Source organism: Nitrospirota bacterium (assembly GCA_016214385.1).
Taxonomy (GTDB): Bacteria; Nitrospirota; Thermodesulfovibrionia; order UBA6902; family JACROP01; genus JACROP01.
Window position 1 is genome coordinate 1 of sequence record JACROP010000001.1, and the last position, 17,035, is coordinate 17,035.

Genomic DNA, 17,035 nt, shown 5'->3' on the forward strand with positions numbered 1-17,035 from the left:
ATTGAGAATATAAAGCAAGAGTTTAATAGGGCGAGGCGAATGCCGCGTATAGTCAAGCCTATAACTATCGTCTTATCCGGAGGCACTTCACTTCCCAAAGGTTTTAGCCAGAGATTTAAACAGCTTTTAGACCAACTGAAACTACCTATTCCAGTTGGCTCTGTGAGGATGGCATCTCAACCATTAAGAAGCGTAGCAAAGGGAGCATTGGTAGCAGCAAGTGCTGATGAGAGTAAGAAATAGATGGAAGTAGCTGTGAAAGAGGGCAAATATATTTATTGCATAATAGCAGCCGATGTTACAAAGACTTTTGGCCCGTTAGGGATTGGGGGAAGAGGCGATGAAATATATACTATCTGTTTTAATGATATTGCTGCAGTGGTGAGCAATTCTCCGGTTAAAAAATATTCTCTCTCAAGAGAAAATCTAATTCCTCATGAGCGAGTTATTGAAGAGGTAATGAAGACTTATACAGTTTTGCCAGTAAGATTCGCCACAATTACTGAAGATGAAGATGAAACACGAGTAAGAAAGATATTAGAAAGAGAATATGATAGATTTGTAGATTCATTAAAAAATATGGAAGGCAAGAAAGAACTCGGGTTAAAAGCAATATTTAAAGAGGAGGTTATTTATAAAGACATCTTAGGAAAATATGAAGACATAAGGCTGTTAAAAGAAAAACTCGCAGCACTGCCTCCTGAGAAGACATATTATCAACGCATGGAGATAGGAGAAAGGGTTAAGGCAGCGTCAGAAAAGGAAAAGGAGAAATGCAAAGGAGATATATTAAATACCCTATCACCTTTAGCAGTAGAAGTTAAGACTAATAATACCTATGGTGAGTTGATGATTTTTAATGCCGCCTTTTTAGTCAAAAAAGACAAAGAACCAGAGTTTGACCAAAAGGTTGAGGAACTCAATACAAAATATGGCGATAAAATAAAATTTAAGTATGTGGGAACACTGCCGCCGTTTAATTTCGTTAACTTAGTAATAGAAACTGGGAAATATTAGAGATGTTTTTAATTGATGACATATTACTTGCGCCATTGAAAGGCGTAATTTGGTTGGGTAAGAAAATTAACGAGGTAGCAGAAAAGGAAGTTTCTGATGAAGGTCGTATAAAAGAAAAACTTATGGAATTACAATTACGGTTTGAGATGGATGAGATAAACGAGGAGGAATATGAGAAGCAGGAAGAAGAACTTTTAGCACGGTTGAGTGCGATTAGAAAGGCAAAAGAAGAGGAGGTGTGAAAATGGCTAATATTGAAGATGTCAGAAAAGCAGTTGTTGAGTTTTTGAAAAAGACCATTGGTGTCAAGGATGTAGAGGTAATTAAGGCGGCAAAGGATAGTGATGGTTGGGAGACTAAAGCGGAGGTATATGAGGAGAGTTCATTTATAAAATCTCTTGGACTTCCGACGAGGGTGCAGGATAGAAACATCTATACTGTTAAACTAAACGAGGCTTTAGAAGTTGAATCTTATGAGCGAAAAGAACAGCTCAGCCTAACCAAATAATTTGATAAAGGGATATATGAATATGGAAGTAACTATAAAAGACCTTATCTATTTATATTGTGTTACAAATTCACTTCCACATCATTTGCACACCAAAGATTTTGGCATAGGGGTATATTTTATTTACCATAAAGGTCTTTATGCTGTAGTCAGTAAAGTTACAGAAAGCGAATTTAATGAGGAGAATCTGAAGAATAACCTGACTAATTTAGAATGGATTAAAACAAAGGTAGGTATTCATGAGAGGATAATAGAAGAAGTCATGAGAGATATATGTGTAGTTCCTTTTAAGTTTGCAACTTTGTTTAATAATGAAGATAACCTAAAGGCAATGTTTGAAGAACACGCAGAAGAACTTAAAACAAAATTAAAGCACTTAGAAGGCAAAGAGGAATGGGGGGTTAAAATTTACTGTGATATAGAGAAATTAAAGGAGAATCTCATTCAGGAAGATGAAGCCCTCTTAAAGATAAGTAAAGAAATTAGTGCTTCTTCGCCAGGCAAGGCATTTTTTTCAAAGAAGAAAAAAGAAGAATTGCTAAACATAGCAGTGAATAAAAAGATAAATGAGTATGGCCAATATAGTTTTGACAGGCTTAGAGAACAAAGCCTCAAAACACGTATCAATAAATTATTACCAAAAGAAGTCACTGAAAGAGAAAATGACATGATTCTAAACTCTGCCTTTTTAGTTTACAAAGATAAAATAAGCGATTTTATTAGTGTAGTAGATATTCTTAAAGCACAATATAAAGGCAGAGGGCTCTTTTTTGATTGCACAGGCCCCTGGCCACCTTATAATTTCGTAACCACTGGCGATTGAAATGGATAATGTTATTACAAAATCAAAAGATGTAACCCTTTTAGAAGTTTTGGATAGGGTTTTGGATAAGGGTGCGGTGGTATCAGGAGATATTGTTATTTCTGTTGCAGATGTGGATCTAATATATTTAGGGTTAAAAGTTTTAGTCAGTTCTGTAGAGACTATGGAGCGTTTACGGGGTGCTCCGATTGAAGGCCCTATGCAGGAGCCGACTTGATCCCGCACCTATGAATTAGGTGTGGGATAAATAAAAGGTGTGGGGGTAAAATGGATAAAGCATCTATAGTAATAACTGTAAAAGAACCTGAGGAAGCAAAAGATTCTGAGAATGAGAGGATTAATATTGATCCTAAAAATGTAGAGAAAGGACTGGCAAAGTTAGTCCTTACTCTTGTGGAGTTAATTAGAAAACTAATGGAAAAACAGGCAATGAGAAGGGTAGAGGCAGGCTCTTTAACTGAAGAAGAGATCGAGCGAATTGGTGAGACCCTAATGAAATTAGAAAATAAGATGCAAGAACTGAAAGAGATTTTTGGGCTTAAAGATGAAGATCTTAATTTAAAATTAGGGCCTTTAGGGGACTTGATGTAAATGAGGCCATGACTTATGGAGCAAAGCGACATAAGTCATAAGGCCGAATTTCTCCCGAGCGAAGCGAGGGATCTCACAGGAGAAAACGATGCATAAAGAAGAGCCAAAAATTCACCCCCACACTAAAAATTTTAGTGCGGGGATGAACTGTCCAATATTCCAGAAGCAAGAGTCAGCAATAAAGAAACTCACAGATAAAATTAATAAAACCAAAGATATTTCGGAGAAGACAAGATTTGCTGAAGAATTAGTGAAGGAAGTAGATGTGCTTCTTTCTTGCCATGATTATAAGAGTGAAAATTTAGATTGCAAGAATTGTCATACAATAGCAATTTTACGCAAGAAAACAGCAAACCTGATTATAAAGGCTAAAAAGTTAGCATAATTTATCACACTAACATATGAGAACCCTTTTATATGTCCCAGTTATTCATACAAGTGCTGATCTCGGCTCTATAGCAAAAGAGATAACCAAGAGAGGTATTGCGGACTTAGGAGAAGAGGTTTGGGAAGAGCACAAAAGCACAGTTGAAGGCTTCTGGGATGCTATATCACATTATTTTGAATCTGTAGATGTATCAGGTATGAAAATATACCAGGATGGAATGGTTGTCGGAGGTGAGATGGGACGGAAAATAGTTGAGGAAATAGCTACAACTGGAAGTAGAAATCATGAGTTGGTTTTAAGTCTCCTTAAGAGAGGAGCTGTTTTAGTTAAGACAGAGGTTTTTAAGCTGGTTAAGAAAGAGCGGGATAGGTTACTTGCCATAACTCAGGCAAAGTCAATTACACGGAAAATAATAGCATTTATAAGATATAAGGTGGTCAAAAGTATGCTCTTAAATAAGAGAGATAATTATATAGCCAAAAGAATAGATGAAACCTTAAATCATGGCGAAACAGGAATTATTTTTATTGGCGCCTATCATAATATTAAAAAGAGACTACCCAAAGACATTCAAATTACAGAAATAAAAGATGCGGCTAAGGTAAGAGAGTATCAGAGTTTACTGCCTTTTTATAAGAAGAATAAAGAACGATTTGAGGAATTAGGTAGATATCTTATCTCGGAAATAAATTAATCCGTCTGCAAAAGCAAAGGAGGGAGGAGAAGAAATGACGCAAAAAGAACTAAAAGAGAGGGCAAAGAAGTTGGGAGTAAAACCCAAGATAGGGATGAAGAAAGAAGTTCTTGTCCACTCGATTCAGATCGCTGAAGGTAATTTCCCCTGCTTTGGCACAGCCAGAAATTATTGCGACCAATTAGGTTGCTGTTTTAGAGACGACTGTCTGCCTAAGTAGGGGCGGTTCATGAACCGCCCACCCCTACAATCTCAAAAGCGACGTTACAAATAGATGCCGTTTTGGCCAGGATACAGGTGGAGCCGATGGAGGGACTCGAACCCTCGGCCAGTCGATTACGAATCGACTGCTCTGCCACTGAGCTACATCGGCAATCCTGTCAGAATCGACTCGCAACGAGTTTCCTTCAATAGTCTATCCTAATCTTCAAAAGACGGTCAAGGATTCTTGGAACCAAAGTATATAGTTCGGAGAAACTCAAGACCTCCAACTCTTAACTTTGCGTTAGTCATAGGATTATGGTCAGGGGATTTGCTTGACAAAGGAGGCTTTAAAAAATTATAGTTTTTAACTATGTTTAAAAAGTCTTGATAGCAAACAGGGGGGAGATTGCCCTTAGGATAATCAGGGCTTAGTGCAGGTTATTTTAAAATTGCTGACTCAGCCTATTCGTTTCGATTATAATAATTAAAGGAGAGAATTGATGGCAAGCAGACATAAGATTCCAGGCTCATCGTGGAGGGCATACATTGAGGGTGCTCTTTTTGCAAATTCTGTAAGAAAAACAACGATGGTTGAACTTTACAAACTGGCTATCAAACAGCCTGAGGTTGTTGTAACATCACATCCAATGTACGGGCCTGAACAGTTTGGACTCCCAAAGAATGCAAAGGTACTTGTCTCGAATGACGGCGGTATAGTGGGCCGCACAGCGAGGGCGAGGCGCCTGGTCAGAGAGATGGGCAGGGAAAAGGATAGATTCCTCAGTATCTTAGGCGAGGCGATTTACAATTTTAATCGACGCCCTGGACTGTGGCTTGAAGGGATCGTTGGGCTTCATCCTGACTTTATGGTCAAGGCACATCTTTTAAGCCCTGAAACGGATGCAAAGAATATGCTTGACTGGGGGATAAACTTCACCCCATGGATGGAGCCGTGGAGCGGTCTTTACAGGAAATCGAGGGTCTTAGATGAGCCTGATATACTCGTCTTTGCAGACCCTGAATGGTCCCACCCTGATTTCCCGAACGGCCTTGTTATTATTGATGAGGAACAGAACTGTATCGCAATCCTCGGACTGAGATATTTTGGTGAGAGGAAAAAAGGAACGCTGACCCTTGGCTGGACTATAGGTGTCCGCCAGAACATGGTCGCCTGCCATGGAGGGATCAAGAAAATAGGTAATAAGCCTCCTGTTGCTGTCTTCGGCCTTTCAGGTTCTGGGAAGTCTTCGATCACGAATAGTCATGACCATGCAGGGACATTGAAAAAGAACGAGAAGGTGACTGTTATTCATGATGATGCATTTCTGATAGACCTTGAGCATAACTTTACTGTTGCCCTTGAGCCAACCCTTTTTGATAAGACAGATGCTGTTAAATTTGATGACCCTGATATCAAATATTTCTATTCAGCACAGAATGTGGGCACCACGCTACTTCCAGATGGTAAAAGGAAGATGGTCTGTGAGGATATAAGGAATGACAACGGCCGCTGCCTGAAGTCGAGGGATATGTTCAACCATGCAGATTTCTGCGAGAGGCCTGGTATGGTTATATGGCTTCAGAAAGACACAAGCCTTCCACCTATATGTAAGGTTAATTCTGTAGGACTCGCAGTCGCTATGGGTGCATCCTTAAGCACAATGCGTGCCAAAGGTGTTGAAAATGTTGACCCCCGGGAACTGGAAAGGTTGGTCATTGAACCCTTTGCCAACCCCTTCAGGGTGCATCCACTTATGGTGGATTGCCAGCAATTCAAAAAATTTTTCAAGCTCGGCACCGAATGTTATATTATGAACACACATGCCTTTGGTCTTCCTGGAAATCTAATTGATATTCCAAAGGAACTCTCTCTCACAATCGTGACTGAACTTGTTAGAGGAAATATTGAATGGAGAGAGTGGAAGAAATTCGAAGGGCTTCTTCTTCCCAAGAATGGCAATGAGCTGTTCGGTGCTGATTATGATAAGAAATATAAACCATCAAGGGAGCCTGAATATCTCAGCTATCTGCGTGACAGGATGCAGGATAGGATTACCTATCTCTCAAATAAGAGAGACATCGAGCAGGATATGGACAGTGCCTTTATAGACCCCCTTGTTGTGGCAAGGACAGTGATTGATCAAATCCTGCACCCTATTTAGAGAATATAGGTCCTATAAGACCTATATTTTGGAGAGACATGGTAAATCCCGATGAAGTCCTTATAAAGGTCAGATAATTGGATTTGGATATTGCCAGAATTATCCGAGAGATTGCCCTTCTTGCGCCTCCAATATTGATTGCAGTCACATTCCATGAGCTTGCCCATGGGCTTGTTGCAGACAGGCTTGGAGACCCTACAGCAAGGCTTGCCGGAAGGCTTACAATTAATCCGATAAAGCACCTCGACCCCATAGGGACGCTGGTCTTTGTATTCACGCGAATGATCGGGTGGGCAAAGCCAGTGCCTGTTAATCCATATAATCTTAAAGACCCGAAGCGCGATATGATGTGGATATCCCTTGCAGGGCCAGCCGCAAACATGATAATTGCAATAATAGCAGCGATTGTATTCAGGCTGCTTGCCAGCATTACTGTTTCACCTGAGAGCATATTCGGGGAAAAGGTCTTTATCCCTCTGGCCATAATGGTTAAGCTCAGCATTGTATTAAACATTGGCCTTGCTGTATTTAATCTGCTTCCCATCCCACCACTCGACGGAAGCAAGATACTCATGGGGCTTCTGCCTCCCAGGCAGGCAGTTGCATACAGCAGGCTCGAACCTTACGGCTTTTTAATACTAATAGCACTTATATTTTTTCGCATCACAGATTACATCATTTTCCCTATAATTATTTTCCTCAGGAATCTTTTACTTGGAGGCTGATGTGGATAGGGTATTGAGCGGTATGCAGCCGAGCGGAAAGCTTCATCTCGGAAACCTTGTCGGTGCCCTTCAGAACTGGGTCAGACTTCAGGATAGCTATGAGTGTTATTATTTCATTGCAGACTGGCATGCCCTCACATCCCAGTATGCTGATACATCACAAATAAAGGCCAGTATTCAGGATGTCCTCATTAACTGGCTTGCAGCAGGCCTTGACCCTGAAAAATCAACCATCTTTATTCAGTCCCGGATTCTTGAACATGCAGAGCTAAATTTGCTTCTTTCCATGATCACACCCCTCGGGTGGCTTGAAAGGGTGCCTACCTATAAAGAAAAGCTCCAGGAAATCAAAGATAAGGACCTCGGGACATATGGCTTCTTAGGTTATCCAGTGCTACAATCTGCTGATATTTTAATTTACAGGGCCAGATATGTGCCTGTTGGCATAGACCAGCTTCCACATCTGGAGATTACAAGGGAGATCGCCAGGAGGTTTAATTTTCTGTATGGAGAAATTCTTCTGGAGCCGGAAGGGCTTTTAACAGAGTTTCCCAAGGTGCCTGGCATAGATGGCAGAAAGATGAGCAAAAGTTATGACAATTGCATTTATCTTTCTGATACCCCTGAGGAAGTCAAGCAAAAGATTAAGACAATGATGACAGACCCTGCGAGAGTAAAAAGGACAGACCGCGGTGAGCCAGAGCTTTCCCCTGTGTTTCATCTCCACAAAATATTTTCTACAAAGGAGGAGCAGGAAGAGGTTGTAAAGGGATGCCGCACTGCAGGTATTGGCTGCCTTGATTGTAAGGACATATTGATAAAAAATCTTTTCAGGGTTCTGGATCCCATATGGGATAAAAGGAAGAGTTTTCTGGAGAAACCAGGTGTTCTTGAGGATATTGTTCAGGCTGGTATTGATAGGGCAAGAAAAGTGGCTGCTGAGACAATGAAGGGTATCAGAAGAGCGGTCGGAATAATATAACTCCGTCAAAATAAACGTTTTTAGGTAAATTGAAGCCTTTCCATGCCCGGTTTAATTAAATTCCCCGAGTTTTTATCGCAAAAAACTCCTAACCCATTGAAATATAAGAAAAAAATTAAAATTCTGGGCCAAAAGGCAGCTTTTTTTGAAACTGGTATAGACAAAAGGCACTTGAAAATGCTAAAGTATTTATGCTTCTAACTGGCTGTAGCAAGATAATATAAGAGGTCTACCTGATGCCACAACATGTTTGTATCTGTCTCAAGTGTGGAAGACAATTTGCTGCTACTTTAAAATCAGAGGGTGAAATTAAAGAGAGCGAATGTCCTTACTGTGGGAGCAAAGATCTAAGAAAGATAAATCCAGTGAATTTCTTCGGGGGCTTTTCAGGCGGCGGCGGTGGCTGAACCCCCAGGAGTTGTTAGGCCGGTGGCCTGACACAATAAAAAAGGGCGGTGGTAAACCGCCCTTTTTTATTTATCTATCGTCAGGGCAGGTTTAGATTTTTATACTTTTTAATTTTAATGTATAATTTGGTTAATGGGTATGGAATTGCACAGGAAAAATGGGAGCTGAGGAATTTTACTCAAAGGGTATTAGTTTTCTGAGAAAAGGAAATACCTTGAATGCCCTCGCCCAGTTTCAAAAAGCCTTTGAAATAGAACCCCAGAATCCAAAATACCAATCCTTTTTCGCCCTTTGTTCTGCCATTGAGCGTGGGACAGTGAATGAAGCTATTGTTTCTTGCAAGAAGGCTATTGGGAGGGAACCTGAAACCCCTGAACTTTACTTTAACCTTGGAAAAGTTTACCTAAAGGCAAACAAAATGGGAGAGGCCATAGAGGCGTTCCGACAGGGCCTGAAATTAAACGCTAACAATAAAGAGATTAGTGCAATTCTTGACACCCTCGGCACAAGAAAAAGGCCTATTCTCCCTTTTCTTTCAAGAGACAATTTTATAAACAAATACCTCGGCTTTATACTGAGCAAGTTAGGGTTTAGATAGGTGGCAAATTTGATTTTACTTTTTCACCCATCTGCCGTCAGGAAGCTGTACCCACCAGCCAGGTCTGGCTGTATCCCTTCTTGTCGAAGCAAATGAAGATGCAGCCTGAGGAAGAACCTGGTTGAGATTTTCCTGTTTTTCTGGAACCCTGTTTATTCTCAGGATGGCTTTTGCCATGCCCCTGATTACTGTTGTCCTGTTGCGGGTTTCAGCATCTATAAGGTCCATGTCCCCTTTACTGACGTTTCCCTTTATTGATAAGAGGCCATTATTTCCTTCTCCAACAACACCTGTATTTCTGAGCCTGTCAATGTCCTGTGCCCTGGCGCCCATCTCCTTGTACGCCTGAACAACATCCGGCATTTTCTTTATCAGCTCTGCAATCTGTCCTCCGTCTTGCGCATAAGCCACTGAAACAAGGCTTAACGCATAGTAATTAAATGTATCGCGTTTACTCTCAGGCTTGCCTTCTTTTCGCCCCGGCGAATCTTCGATTGGTTTTTCCTCTGTTTTTTCTGGTTTCATCAACTCTTCCTCGAGTTTCTGGTAAGCGGCTTTTACGTCTTTTTCAGGAAAATAAATATTTACCGTAATTACTGCACATGATACTATGCTGAAAATCAAAAAGCCTAATGCCCACCTGAGATTTTTGGAAAATATTTTAAACATTCAGCACCTCCATTAAGTTTAAATTGCTTGATTACTCAATCCTCGGCGTGCCTGCATCAGAGGCACGCTCGATTACAGTCTTAATCTTCCATAAAAGGTCATCGAGGGCAACCCTGTTGTGCACAGGCATAACATTAACCGAGAGGTCTGTAAAACCCAGGAAGTTCTTATGGGAAATCTCTAACTCCTTAAATACAAGATAGCCGTCCTGCATATAGCAGGTCATAACTCCGCGGTCATAATATCTGTCGGTAAGGCGGACTTTTTTTACAGCGCTCCCTCCAACTTTTTGCAGAAATTCCCTGCTTATCTTCATGGGCTCTTTTTCCGACTTTCTGGCCCTGAGTTCCATTATTCCCATAAGCCCTTTGAATTTCGTCCCTTCACCTTTGAATTTCATCAGGCCGTCTACTCTTCCAGAGATATAACCTCTTATTGGTTTAAGCTCATCACAGATTGTTGTGAGACTTATGTCGGATAAGACAAAATCACCTGTATAACTAAAACCCTTTCTAACATCTATCTTTGCTGAACCATAAATCTGACCTCCAAACATATTAGCACTTATTCTTTTGATATTCAAAGTATTAAGCCCTGCTTTCAGCCAGACCTTCACATCATCGAGGATTGTCGGGCCATATTTTACAGCACCTATGATTATCTCGCCATCATCTCGGGATCGAGTCGTACCGACTTTTCCCTTTGTGAAACCTCTGTAGTGCTTGATGGCAGTTTCAACTTTTTTTTCAAAAGGGCCATCTGATGCCCTTTCCAGACTTAACTCCTCATCACCGGCGATTAAAGGTATGATACCGTCCACAGGGCCGATTATGTATTCGTTGTTTTCCGCATTGAAAACAACTCTTTTTAGAAAAATCTCTCCGGAGAGAGCCTTTACCCTATCCGATATTTCTATGTCTGCCTTAAGACCTGCACTGCCCGCGAGTTTCGCATACTGGACGGCTTCTGGAAGAAAGTGCCAGAGGGATTCCTGAATCCTTGAAAGACCTGCTTCAGGCACTGTAACTGAAAGCCTTATGTGCCTTTCAGGCTTATCGGCCTCGACTGATTCAGATGCTTTTAAAGTAGGACTCGTAGAGTCTCCGCCTTCGGCGGATCCGCCTTTGGAGGAGAGTCTACGACTGGTGATGCTTCCTGAGATAGCTGCTGCTATGCTTCCAATCTGGCCTGCTGACTGGAAGGTTACATCATTATCTTTGAGCAGGACATTTACAGAGCCCCTGATGTTTTCTATTTCAGTTCCTTTGACTGTTAGGCTTCTGACTGAAAATTCAAACTTACCGTGCGTGGCATCTCCATCTTTTCGCCCCAGCGAATCTTCGATTTTAAAGCTTCCTGACAAGTCCATATCTTTTATTTTTACTCCTTCTTCTACAAGTGCGGCAGCCCCTTTTTTTAGCGCTATTGCTGTCTGCCTGTCTTTTAAGGGAAACGCAATAGAAAGGTCGCTGGCCTTAAGGTCAAATTTTTCTGAAGAAACGCTCAGGTTGGAGAATGTAGCTTTATTGTCAATATAAGAAAAACCACTCTCCCCGGAGAGCTTTTTGAGGCTGAGTTTTTTTGATGAAAAGTCATTGATTTTAAATTCTACCCTGCCGTCTATTGGCGCCTTTAAAAAATCGCTATTAACAGTTGCTGAGAGTTGGCCTACATGGATTTTCTGATTATTCTTGTCGTGGAGATTTAAATTGTATGCCGAGACTTTTAAAATCCCTGACGATTTTCCTCCCAATCCTTTTAAGCCTAATTCAATTGCAGCGTTTATCCTGTCGGCACTGATGTCTCTCCCTTCAATCGATACATCGCGGAAATCTGCAGAACCGCTTATTTCGATTAATTTCTCTGAGAGGTTTCCCTTAAAAGATATGTTTAATGCGGAGACCCTGCCGCTTGTTTTATAGTCAGGAAGAATCTTCAGGTCAGAGAGGATGATGTCATGACTGGTAAGGTTGAAGTTATAAAAGGCTTTTCCTCTGACTTCCCTTACAGAGCCCTCTATAGAGGCATTTATTATTTCTCCTGCTGTTATGGTTGAGTCCTCTATCTTAATGGCATCGTCTTTAATACTGTAAGAAATGTCAAAGTTTAGCTTTAGTCCCGCAATTCTGCGGGATGGTTTAAAAAATTTAAAGGGCAGTGGGGAAGGGCTATTGAGTTCTGCTTTCCCCTTAGCATCAATCCTTTCAGGGCTTATAAATATCTCGGCATCAAATCTCGTCTTTGTCTTTTCAAGATCAATTTCTAATTTCTTAAACAATTCGCCGAGCACATGAAGCTTGATACCATCAGATGACACCCTTGCATGCAGTGTCCTTTCTACAGGTAGAAAAGTTGTGCCTTCAATTCTTACAGTAGCTTCATCGTAGTTAAAAGAACCAGCGAAAGAGGCCTCTTTTTTTACAGGCGAGAGTCCTTTTATCGAGAAGACTAAATCTTTTATCCTGACACTTTGTTTTCCCTCAAATGCAAAATTGCCATCTCCTATCCTGAACTCTCCAATTGAAAATGCCCGAACCTCTTCCTTTAATAGGAATTCCCTCAATTTCTCTGAGATGTTCATGCTGCCATCTGCAGCCCTTCTCAGAGTAAGATTGGGGCTTTTTAAATATATTCTTTTAAAGTCGAGTTTCCCCCTGAGAATGCGGAGCAGATAGGGCTTAATCTCAAGTCTTTTTATCGCAAGGAGTTGCCCAAATGAGCCTGTCGAATTTTCTCTGTCTGACTCTGTGGGAAACCCTTCAGGATCATAAATCCTTATATCAGAGATGGAAAGACCTGAAATGGAGAAGCTTATATCTCCTATGTCGCATCTCTGGCCTAAAAATTTTGATGTCTCTGTTGAAGCGGCTAAAAGCAGCCTTTGTTTGAAACTTGAAAAACTCCAGTACGCATAGATAACCCCAGCGATTAAAACAACTGCCAGTAAAATTAGCAGTGACCTCTTTATGGCGGTACTCATGTCTTCTTTTTAGCATTGATGACTTCTAAGGTCAAGGTTAATACGCAGAATCAGAGATAGAACCAACTTGGTATCCTTGACAAAGATCACTTATTCAAATAAACTTATGCAAGAAAAGAATAAGCCTGGTATATGAAGGGAGAACAATGGACGCCAAGCTTTTAGAGTTGTATCAGATGGGCAAGGACCTTTTTGAAGAGGGCAGATACAACGAAGCCGAGCCCCTCCTGTTAGATATCATAAAAATCAACCCTGACTATGCAGATGTCCACAACAGACTTGGAATCATTTATAGCCATAAAGGAGAGCTTGAGAAAGCTGTGAAGCATTATGAGAAGGCCCTTAAAATAAATCCAAAATATACCGAGGTGGCCCTGAATCTTGCAGTTACATACAACGATATGGGTAAGTTTAAAAAGGCTCAGGATGTCCTTTCTAAGGCAGCCCAGATAGCCCACCCAACCCCTGCTACACTTGATCCTTTTGCAGCCGGGAAATTAGCAAACGAACACTTTGAGCTTGGCAATAAATACCTTGACATGGGGCTCAACGATGAAGCCATCGAAGAGTACAGAAAGGCCCTCAAATTGTCTCCAAAACTTGCAGATGTTCTTACGAAGCTCGGCATTGCCCTGCGCAACAAAAACTTATACGAAGAGGCGATTTTGCAATTCAGCAAGGCAAAGGAGGTTAACCCCCGATATGGCCCTGCCTGGGTACAGCTCGGGATTACCTATTATTTGAAGGGCCTTGTTGGTCTTGCTGTCGAGGAATGGGAGAATGCCCTCAAACTGAATCCAAATCTGGAGGAGGCAAGGCTGTACATGAGGCTTCTCAATAAGACAGAAGAGTAGCCAGTTTAATGGTCCAACTCCGCAACGAATCTCTGCCCCTTCTTTCTGTAGAAGACCTTAAGATTTTTTTCGCCACATCCTCATCCCGACGCTTCGGGACTGATAATGGCCTGCTTAAGGCAGTAGACGGTGTGTGTTTTCAGGTGAAGAGGGGTGAAGTCTTTGGCCTTGTAGGCGAAAGTGGCTGTGGCAAGACAGTAACATCCCTTTCAATAATGAGACTCCTGCCTGCAAATGCAGTATTGTCCGGGAGGATTTTATTCAAAGGCGAAGATATCCTGGTTAAAACCGAGTCAGAGATGAGAGAACTGAGGGGCAAGGAGATATCTATGATTTTTCAGGAGCCGATGACATCCCTGAATCCTGTATTTACAGTTGGCTATCAAGTAGCAGAGGTTTTTATGACCCATAAAGGGATGGGCAGGCGTGAGGCTATGAAAGAAGCGGTGGGTCTGCTGGAGGCAGTAAAGATACCCTCTCCTGAACTGCGGGCAAGAGAATACCCACATCAGATGAGCGGGGGCATGAGACAGAGGGTAATGATTGCAATGGCAATAGCCTGCAACCCTTCTCTCCTGATTGCAGATGAACCAACTACTGCCCTGGACGTTACTATACAGGCTCAGATACTGGAGCTTCTCGATGACCTCAGGAAAAAAAGGGGCATGTCTTTATTCCTGATAACACATGACCTCGGTATCGTGGCAGAGTGGGTTCAGAGGGTAAACATTATGTATGCAGGCAGGATTGTAGAGGTTGCTGATGTAAAAGAACTCTTTGTTAACCCGAGGCACCCTTATACAATGGGAATCCTTGAATCGCTCCCAAAAGGCAGGGGCATAAAACTCAAGCCGATTCCAGGGCAGGTGCCAAAATTGAGTGAACTGCCTGAGGGGTGCAAATTTGCGCCGAGGTGCCGGTACGCAATAAAGGAATGCTACACGAAAGAACCAGAACTTATACATATAGGAGATGGCCATTTGAGCCGGTGCATCAGGGCCATGGAATTATGATGCTTAAGTCTCCCGGTACTCAGAACAATAAACTCCTCAGGCTTGAGGAAGTTAAAAAATATTTTCCTGTGAAAGGTGGTGGCATCCTCAGGGCAGTTGATGGTGTCAGTTTTTCAGTTGGAGATGCAGAGGTCTTTGGCCTTGTTGGAGAGAGCGGCTGCGGCAAGTCCACTCTCGCAAGAGTCATTTTAAAACTGATAGAGCCCACAGCAGGGGCTATTTTTTTTGATAACATAGATTTGGTCAGGGCAAAGGGCAAGGTTCTCTTTAATTTAAGAAAGAGACTCCAGATTATTTTTCAAGACCCTTATGCCTCACTTAACCCACGAAAGCGGGTTATAGATGCAGTAGGTGAGGCCCTGGTCATTCATAAAATCGCAAAGGGGAAAGAACTCAGGGATAAGGTCGTTGAACTTTTACAGAGGGTCGGACTTGGTGCGGATGCCCTTTACAAATATCCCCATGAATTCAGCGGAGGCCAGAGACAGAGGGTGTGCATAGCAAGGGCACTCGCAGTCAGCCCGAAACTTATAATAGCTGATGAGCCCCTGTCTGCCCTTGATGTCTCTATTCAGGCCCAGATAATAAATCTCCTTGAAGACCTTCAGAGAGAATCAGCCCTCTCATTTGTTTTCATAAGTCATAATCTCAAGGTTATTGAACACTTCAGCCACAGGGTCGCTGTAATGTATCTTGGCAGGATTGTAGAGTTGGCAAAAACAGAAGACATTTTTACTGAGCCATTTCACCCTTACACAGAAGCCCTGCTTTCAGCAGTTCCAGAGCCAGAACCTGAGAAAAAGACCAAACGGATTATCCTCGAAGGAGATGTCCCAAGCCCTGTGATTATCCCTCCAGGATGCCCGTTTCACCCGAGATGCCCGAAAAGATTTGGGCCATGCAATACCGAATTTCCAGCATTTCATGAAGCAAGAAAAGATAGATGGGTCTCGTGCGATTTATGGGGATAAAATATAAATTCCCTCTCCCCTTGTGGGAGAGGGTTAGAGCCTGCCCCGTACTTGATACGGGGGTGAGGGGTATTAAATGATTTTAGGTGTAAACATAGACCATGTAGCAACATTGAGGCAGGCGAGGGGAGGCATAGAGCCTGACCCTGTAATGGCTGTAACCCCTGTTGTCCTCGGAGGCGCTGATGGCATAACCATTCATTTAAGGGAAGACAGGCGACACATCCAGGACAGGGATTTGAAATTACTGAGAGAAATTGTTCCTGTAGAACTCAATCTTGAGATGGCTGCAACAAAGGAGATGATTGCAATTGCATTACAGGTTAAGCCTGATATGGTTACGTTTGTGCCTGAAAAGCGACAGGAACTTACCACGGAAGGAGGACTTGATGTAAAGTCAAACATGGAAGCCCTGAAGCTTGCAGTTAATAAATTACAGGATAAAGGCATCCCGGTTAGTTTATTTATAAATCCGGAATTCAATGTTGTAGAGACATCCAAAAAGATTGGTGCAAAAATGGTGGAAATCCACACAGGCTCTTATTCCATCTCTGGCGGAGCTAAGATGGATAAAGAGTTTGAGAAAGTCCTCCAGTCAATTAAGTCGGCAGCAGATGAAGGCCTTGAGGTGAACGCAGGTCAACTTTACATCGGCCACAGCATAATATCGAGGGCAGTTTTTGTAGGGCTTGAGAGGGCTGTTAGAGAGATGAAGGAATTAATGGAGGGTGCGAGAAGAGGGATCTTATGAAGGGGCGGTTTATGTAAAAACCACATATGACACCTGAAGATAAGGCAAGCACTAGTGTCCGGCAAAAATATTAATAAGCACCTTAGTTCGTCATTCCCGCCCCGTATCAGAGTACGGGGTAAACTCCAGCGGGAATCCAGAATCAATGCTGAAAAGAACTGGATTCCTGTTTTCACAGGAATGACATCTTCGGATTGCCGAATATTGCATGCTTGAATCATGAAATACCAAGGCTTTTACTAAGTTTATCGGACACTACTGAAAGGCAAGACAGGCTATATGTCAGTCTGTGCGATATATCTTAATTTATAAGTTGCAAAATTGTAAAAAAATGTGATATATCGCGAGCTTCTTAAAGTAATGGAAAGGAAATAGTAGGCATTGTGACAACAAAGAAAATCCACAACTTATATTTTATAGACGAGTAATAGGTATGGCATATCCGGATAACAGCAGGCATTTTTTCAAGCCATTACCTCTTAGAACGCCTTGCAAATCATTGTTGAAAGATTTTAATATTGGGGGGATTTTTTCAAAAGGATTATGCTTAAATCTTATCTTAATCGGATAGTTGAAGCTGCAAAGAGGGGAGATGCAACAGAATCAAGTTATTACTCTTGCCTTGAAGATCTTTTCAGGAATTATGCCGAATCAATAATTAAGAAGAAGATACATGTTACAACTATTCCCCAAAAGA

The 17,035-nt window shown here is 41.8% G+C and carries 21 protein-coding genes and 1 tRNA gene; 19 read left to right on the plus strand and 3 right to left on the minus strand.

The annotated features are described in order from the left end of the window. The first annotated feature begins 39 nt into the window (after positions 1–39). The 10 genes from HZC12_00005 to HZC12_00050 all read left to right on the plus strand — a co-directional run bounded on the left by HZC12_00005 (position 40) and on the right by HZC12_00050 (position 4,241). Positions 40–243, plus strand: coding sequence for a hypothetical protein (locus HZC12_00005; protein MBI5025120.1), 204 nt, complete (start codon positions 40–42; stop codon positions 241–243). Beyond that, the gene (locus tag HZC12_00010; protein MBI5025121.1) at positions 244–1,017 is read left to right on the plus strand and encodes a GvpL/GvpF family gas vesicle protein; all 774 of its coding nucleotides are present in this window, start codon (positions 244–246) and stop codon (positions 1,015–1,017) included. It abuts the gene before it with no gap. 2 nt (positions 1,018–1,019) lie between these two features. Next, positions 1,020–1,259: a gas vesicle protein GvpG gene (locus tag HZC12_00015; protein ID MBI5025122.1), complete on the plus strand. Its 240-nt coding sequence runs from the start codon at positions 1,020–1,022 to the stop codon at positions 1,257–1,259. 2 nt (positions 1,260–1,261) lie between these two features. Next, entirely contained in the window at positions 1,262–1,525 is a 264-nt protein-coding gene (locus tag HZC12_00020) for a gas vesicle protein (GenBank protein MBI5025123.1), read from the plus strand. A gap of 22 nt (positions 1,526–1,547) precedes the next feature. Further along, the gene (locus tag HZC12_00025; protein ID MBI5025124.1) at positions 1,548–2,348 is read left to right on the plus strand and encodes a GvpL/GvpF family gas vesicle protein; all 801 of its coding nucleotides are present in this window, start codon (positions 1,548–1,550) and stop codon (positions 2,346–2,348) included. A gap of 1 nt (position 2,349) precedes the next feature. Next, a complete protein-coding gene (locus HZC12_00030) occupies positions 2,350–2,565 on the plus strand; it encodes a gas vesicle protein (protein MBI5025125.1) in 216 nt (71 codons plus the stop codon). Between the two features lie 50 nt (positions 2,566–2,615). Continuing rightward, the gene (locus tag HZC12_00035; protein MBI5025126.1) at positions 2,616–2,939 is read left to right on the plus strand and encodes a gas vesicle protein K; all 324 of its coding nucleotides are present in this window, start codon (positions 2,616–2,618) and stop codon (positions 2,937–2,939) included. Between the two features lie 142 nt (positions 2,940–3,081). Further along, on the plus strand, positions 3,082–3,324 hold the full coding sequence (locus tag HZC12_00040) for a hypothetical protein (protein ID MBI5025127.1): 243 nt from the start codon (positions 3,082–3,084) through the stop codon (positions 3,322–3,324). A gap of 16 nt (positions 3,325–3,340) precedes the next feature. Further along, positions 3,341–4,021, plus strand: a complete 681-nt coding sequence (locus tag HZC12_00045) for a hypothetical protein (GenBank protein ID MBI5025128.1) — start codon at positions 3,341–3,343, stop codon at positions 4,019–4,021. A 34-nt stretch (positions 4,022–4,055) separates the two neighbouring features. Beyond that, complete coding sequence (locus HZC12_00050; protein MBI5025129.1) at positions 4,056–4,241, plus strand: hypothetical protein; 186 nt, start codon at positions 4,056–4,058, stop codon at positions 4,239–4,241. Between the two features lie 78 nt (positions 4,242–4,319). Here HZC12_00050 and HZC12_00055 read toward each other — a convergent pair. Continuing rightward, positions 4,320–4,394 (minus strand) — tRNA-Thr (locus tag HZC12_00055). Between the two features lie 331 nt (positions 4,395–4,725). Between HZC12_00055 and HZC12_00060 the strand changes: the two genes are divergently transcribed. The 5 genes from HZC12_00060 to HZC12_00080 all read left to right on the plus strand — a co-directional run bounded on the left by HZC12_00060 (position 4,726) and on the right by HZC12_00080 (position 9,100). Continuing rightward, positions 4,726–6,387, plus strand: coding sequence for a phosphoenolpyruvate carboxykinase (ATP) (locus HZC12_00060; GenBank protein ID MBI5025130.1), 1,662 nt, complete (start codon positions 4,726–4,728; stop codon positions 6,385–6,387). A 77-nt stretch (positions 6,388–6,464) separates the two neighbouring features. Further along, on the plus strand, positions 6,465–7,112 hold the full coding sequence (locus HZC12_00065) for a site-2 protease family protein (GenBank protein MBI5025131.1): 648 nt from the start codon (positions 6,465–6,467) through the stop codon (positions 7,110–7,112). Positions 7,113–7,134: 22 nt separating this feature from the next. Continuing rightward, positions 7,135–8,094, plus strand: a complete 960-nt coding sequence (gene trpS / locus HZC12_00070) for a tryptophan--tRNA ligase (GenBank protein MBI5025132.1) — start codon at positions 7,135–7,137, stop codon at positions 8,092–8,094. 236 nt (positions 8,095–8,330) lie between these two features. Then, on the plus strand, positions 8,331–8,501 hold the full coding sequence (locus tag HZC12_00075) for a DNA-directed RNA polymerase subunit P (protein MBI5025133.1): 171 nt from the start codon (positions 8,331–8,333) through the stop codon (positions 8,499–8,501). Between the two features lie 158 nt (positions 8,502–8,659). Then, entirely contained in the window at positions 8,660–9,100 is a 441-nt protein-coding gene (locus HZC12_00080; protein ID MBI5025134.1) for a tetratricopeptide repeat protein, read from the plus strand. Between the two features lie 15 nt (positions 9,101–9,115). On the opposite strand, the gene HZC12_00085 is transcribed toward HZC12_00080, so the two are convergent. Further along, positions 9,116–9,769, minus strand: a complete 654-nt coding sequence (locus HZC12_00085) for a DUF1318 domain-containing protein (protein ID MBI5025135.1) — start codon at positions 9,767–9,769, stop codon at positions 9,116–9,118. 31 nt (positions 9,770–9,800) lie between these two features. Next, entirely contained in the window at positions 9,801–12,749 is a 2,949-nt protein-coding gene (locus HZC12_00090) for a hypothetical protein (protein ID MBI5025136.1), read from the minus strand. A 146-nt stretch (positions 12,750–12,895) separates the two neighbouring features. Between HZC12_00090 and HZC12_00095 the strand changes: the two genes are divergently transcribed. From HZC12_00095 to HZC12_00110, 4 genes are all read left to right on the plus strand, one after another. Beyond that, the gene (locus HZC12_00095; GenBank protein ID MBI5025137.1) at positions 12,896–13,603 is read left to right on the plus strand and encodes a tetratricopeptide repeat protein; all 708 of its coding nucleotides are present in this window, start codon (positions 12,896–12,898) and stop codon (positions 13,601–13,603) included. Positions 13,604–13,611: 8 nt separating this feature from the next. Beyond that, positions 13,612–14,616, plus strand: coding sequence for an ABC transporter ATP-binding protein (locus tag HZC12_00100; GenBank protein ID MBI5025138.1), 1,005 nt, complete (start codon positions 13,612–13,614; stop codon positions 14,614–14,616). Further along, positions 14,616–15,587, plus strand: coding sequence for an ATP-binding cassette domain-containing protein (locus tag HZC12_00105; GenBank protein ID MBI5025139.1), 972 nt, complete (start codon positions 14,616–14,618; stop codon positions 15,585–15,587). Before HZC12_00100 ends, HZC12_00105 begins: the two co-directional genes overlap by 1 nt. Positions 15,588–15,663: 76 nt before the next feature. Continuing rightward, complete coding sequence (locus tag HZC12_00110) at positions 15,664–16,338, plus strand: pyridoxine 5'-phosphate synthase (GenBank protein MBI5025140.1); 675 nt, start codon at positions 15,664–15,666, stop codon at positions 16,336–16,338. The last annotated feature ends 697 nt before the right edge of the window (positions 16,339–17,035 follow it).

Excerpts from the sequence above, each read along its gene's own strand:
- HZC12_00005 (MBI5025120.1), top strand. The coding sequence starts at position 40 with ATGCCGCGTATAGTCAAGCCTATAACTATCGTCTTATCCGGAGGCACT.
- HZC12_00010 (MBI5025121.1), top strand. The coding sequence starts at position 244 with ATGGAAGTAGCTGTGAAAGAGGGCAAATATATTTATTGCATAATAGCA.
- HZC12_00015 (MBI5025122.1), top strand. The coding sequence starts at position 1,020 with ATGTTTTTAATTGATGACATATTACTTGCGCCATTGAAAGGCGTAATT.
- HZC12_00020 (MBI5025123.1), top strand. The coding sequence starts at position 1,262 with ATGGCTAATATTGAAGATGTCAGAAAAGCAGTTGTTGAGTTTTTGAAA.
- HZC12_00025 (MBI5025124.1), top strand. The coding sequence starts at position 1,548 with ATGGAAGTAACTATAAAAGACCTTATCTATTTATATTGTGTTACAAAT.
- HZC12_00030 (MBI5025125.1), top strand. The coding sequence starts at position 2,350 with ATGGATAATGTTATTACAAAATCAAAAGATGTAACCCTTTTAGAAGTT.
- HZC12_00035 (MBI5025126.1), top strand. The coding sequence starts at position 2,616 with ATGGATAAAGCATCTATAGTAATAACTGTAAAAGAACCTGAGGAAGCA.
- HZC12_00040 (MBI5025127.1), top strand. The coding sequence starts at position 3,082 with ATGAACTGTCCAATATTCCAGAAGCAAGAGTCAGCAATAAAGAAACTC.
- HZC12_00045 (MBI5025128.1), top strand. The coding sequence starts at position 3,341 with ATGAGAACCCTTTTATATGTCCCAGTTATTCATACAAGTGCTGATCTC.
- HZC12_00050 (MBI5025129.1), top strand. The coding sequence starts at position 4,056 with ATGACGCAAAAAGAACTAAAAGAGAGGGCAAAGAAGTTGGGAGTAAAA.
- HZC12_00060 (MBI5025130.1), top strand. The coding sequence starts at position 4,726 with ATGGCAAGCAGACATAAGATTCCAGGCTCATCGTGGAGGGCATACATT.
- trpS (MBI5025132.1), top strand. The coding sequence starts at position 7,135 with ATGCAGCCGAGCGGAAAGCTTCATCTCGGAAACCTTGTCGGTGCCCTT.
- HZC12_00075 (MBI5025133.1), top strand. The coding sequence starts at position 8,331 with ATGCCACAACATGTTTGTATCTGTCTCAAGTGTGGAAGACAATTTGCT.
- HZC12_00080 (MBI5025134.1), top strand. The coding sequence starts at position 8,660 with ATGGGAGCTGAGGAATTTTACTCAAAGGGTATTAGTTTTCTGAGAAAA.
- HZC12_00085 (MBI5025135.1), bottom strand. The coding sequence starts at position 9,769 with ATGTTTAAAATATTTTCCAAAAATCTCAGGTGGGCATTAGGCTTTTTG.
- HZC12_00090 (MBI5025136.1), bottom strand. The coding sequence starts at position 12,749 with ATGAGTACCGCCATAAAGAGGTCACTGCTAATTTTACTGGCAGTTGTT.
- HZC12_00095 (MBI5025137.1), top strand. The coding sequence starts at position 12,896 with ATGGACGCCAAGCTTTTAGAGTTGTATCAGATGGGCAAGGACCTTTTT.
- HZC12_00100 (MBI5025138.1), top strand. The coding sequence starts at position 13,612 with ATGGTCCAACTCCGCAACGAATCTCTGCCCCTTCTTTCTGTAGAAGAC.
- HZC12_00105 (MBI5025139.1), top strand. The coding sequence starts at position 14,616 with ATGCTTAAGTCTCCCGGTACTCAGAACAATAAACTCCTCAGGCTTGAG.
- HZC12_00110 (MBI5025140.1), top strand. The coding sequence starts at position 15,664 with ATGATTTTAGGTGTAAACATAGACCATGTAGCAACATTGAGGCAGGCG.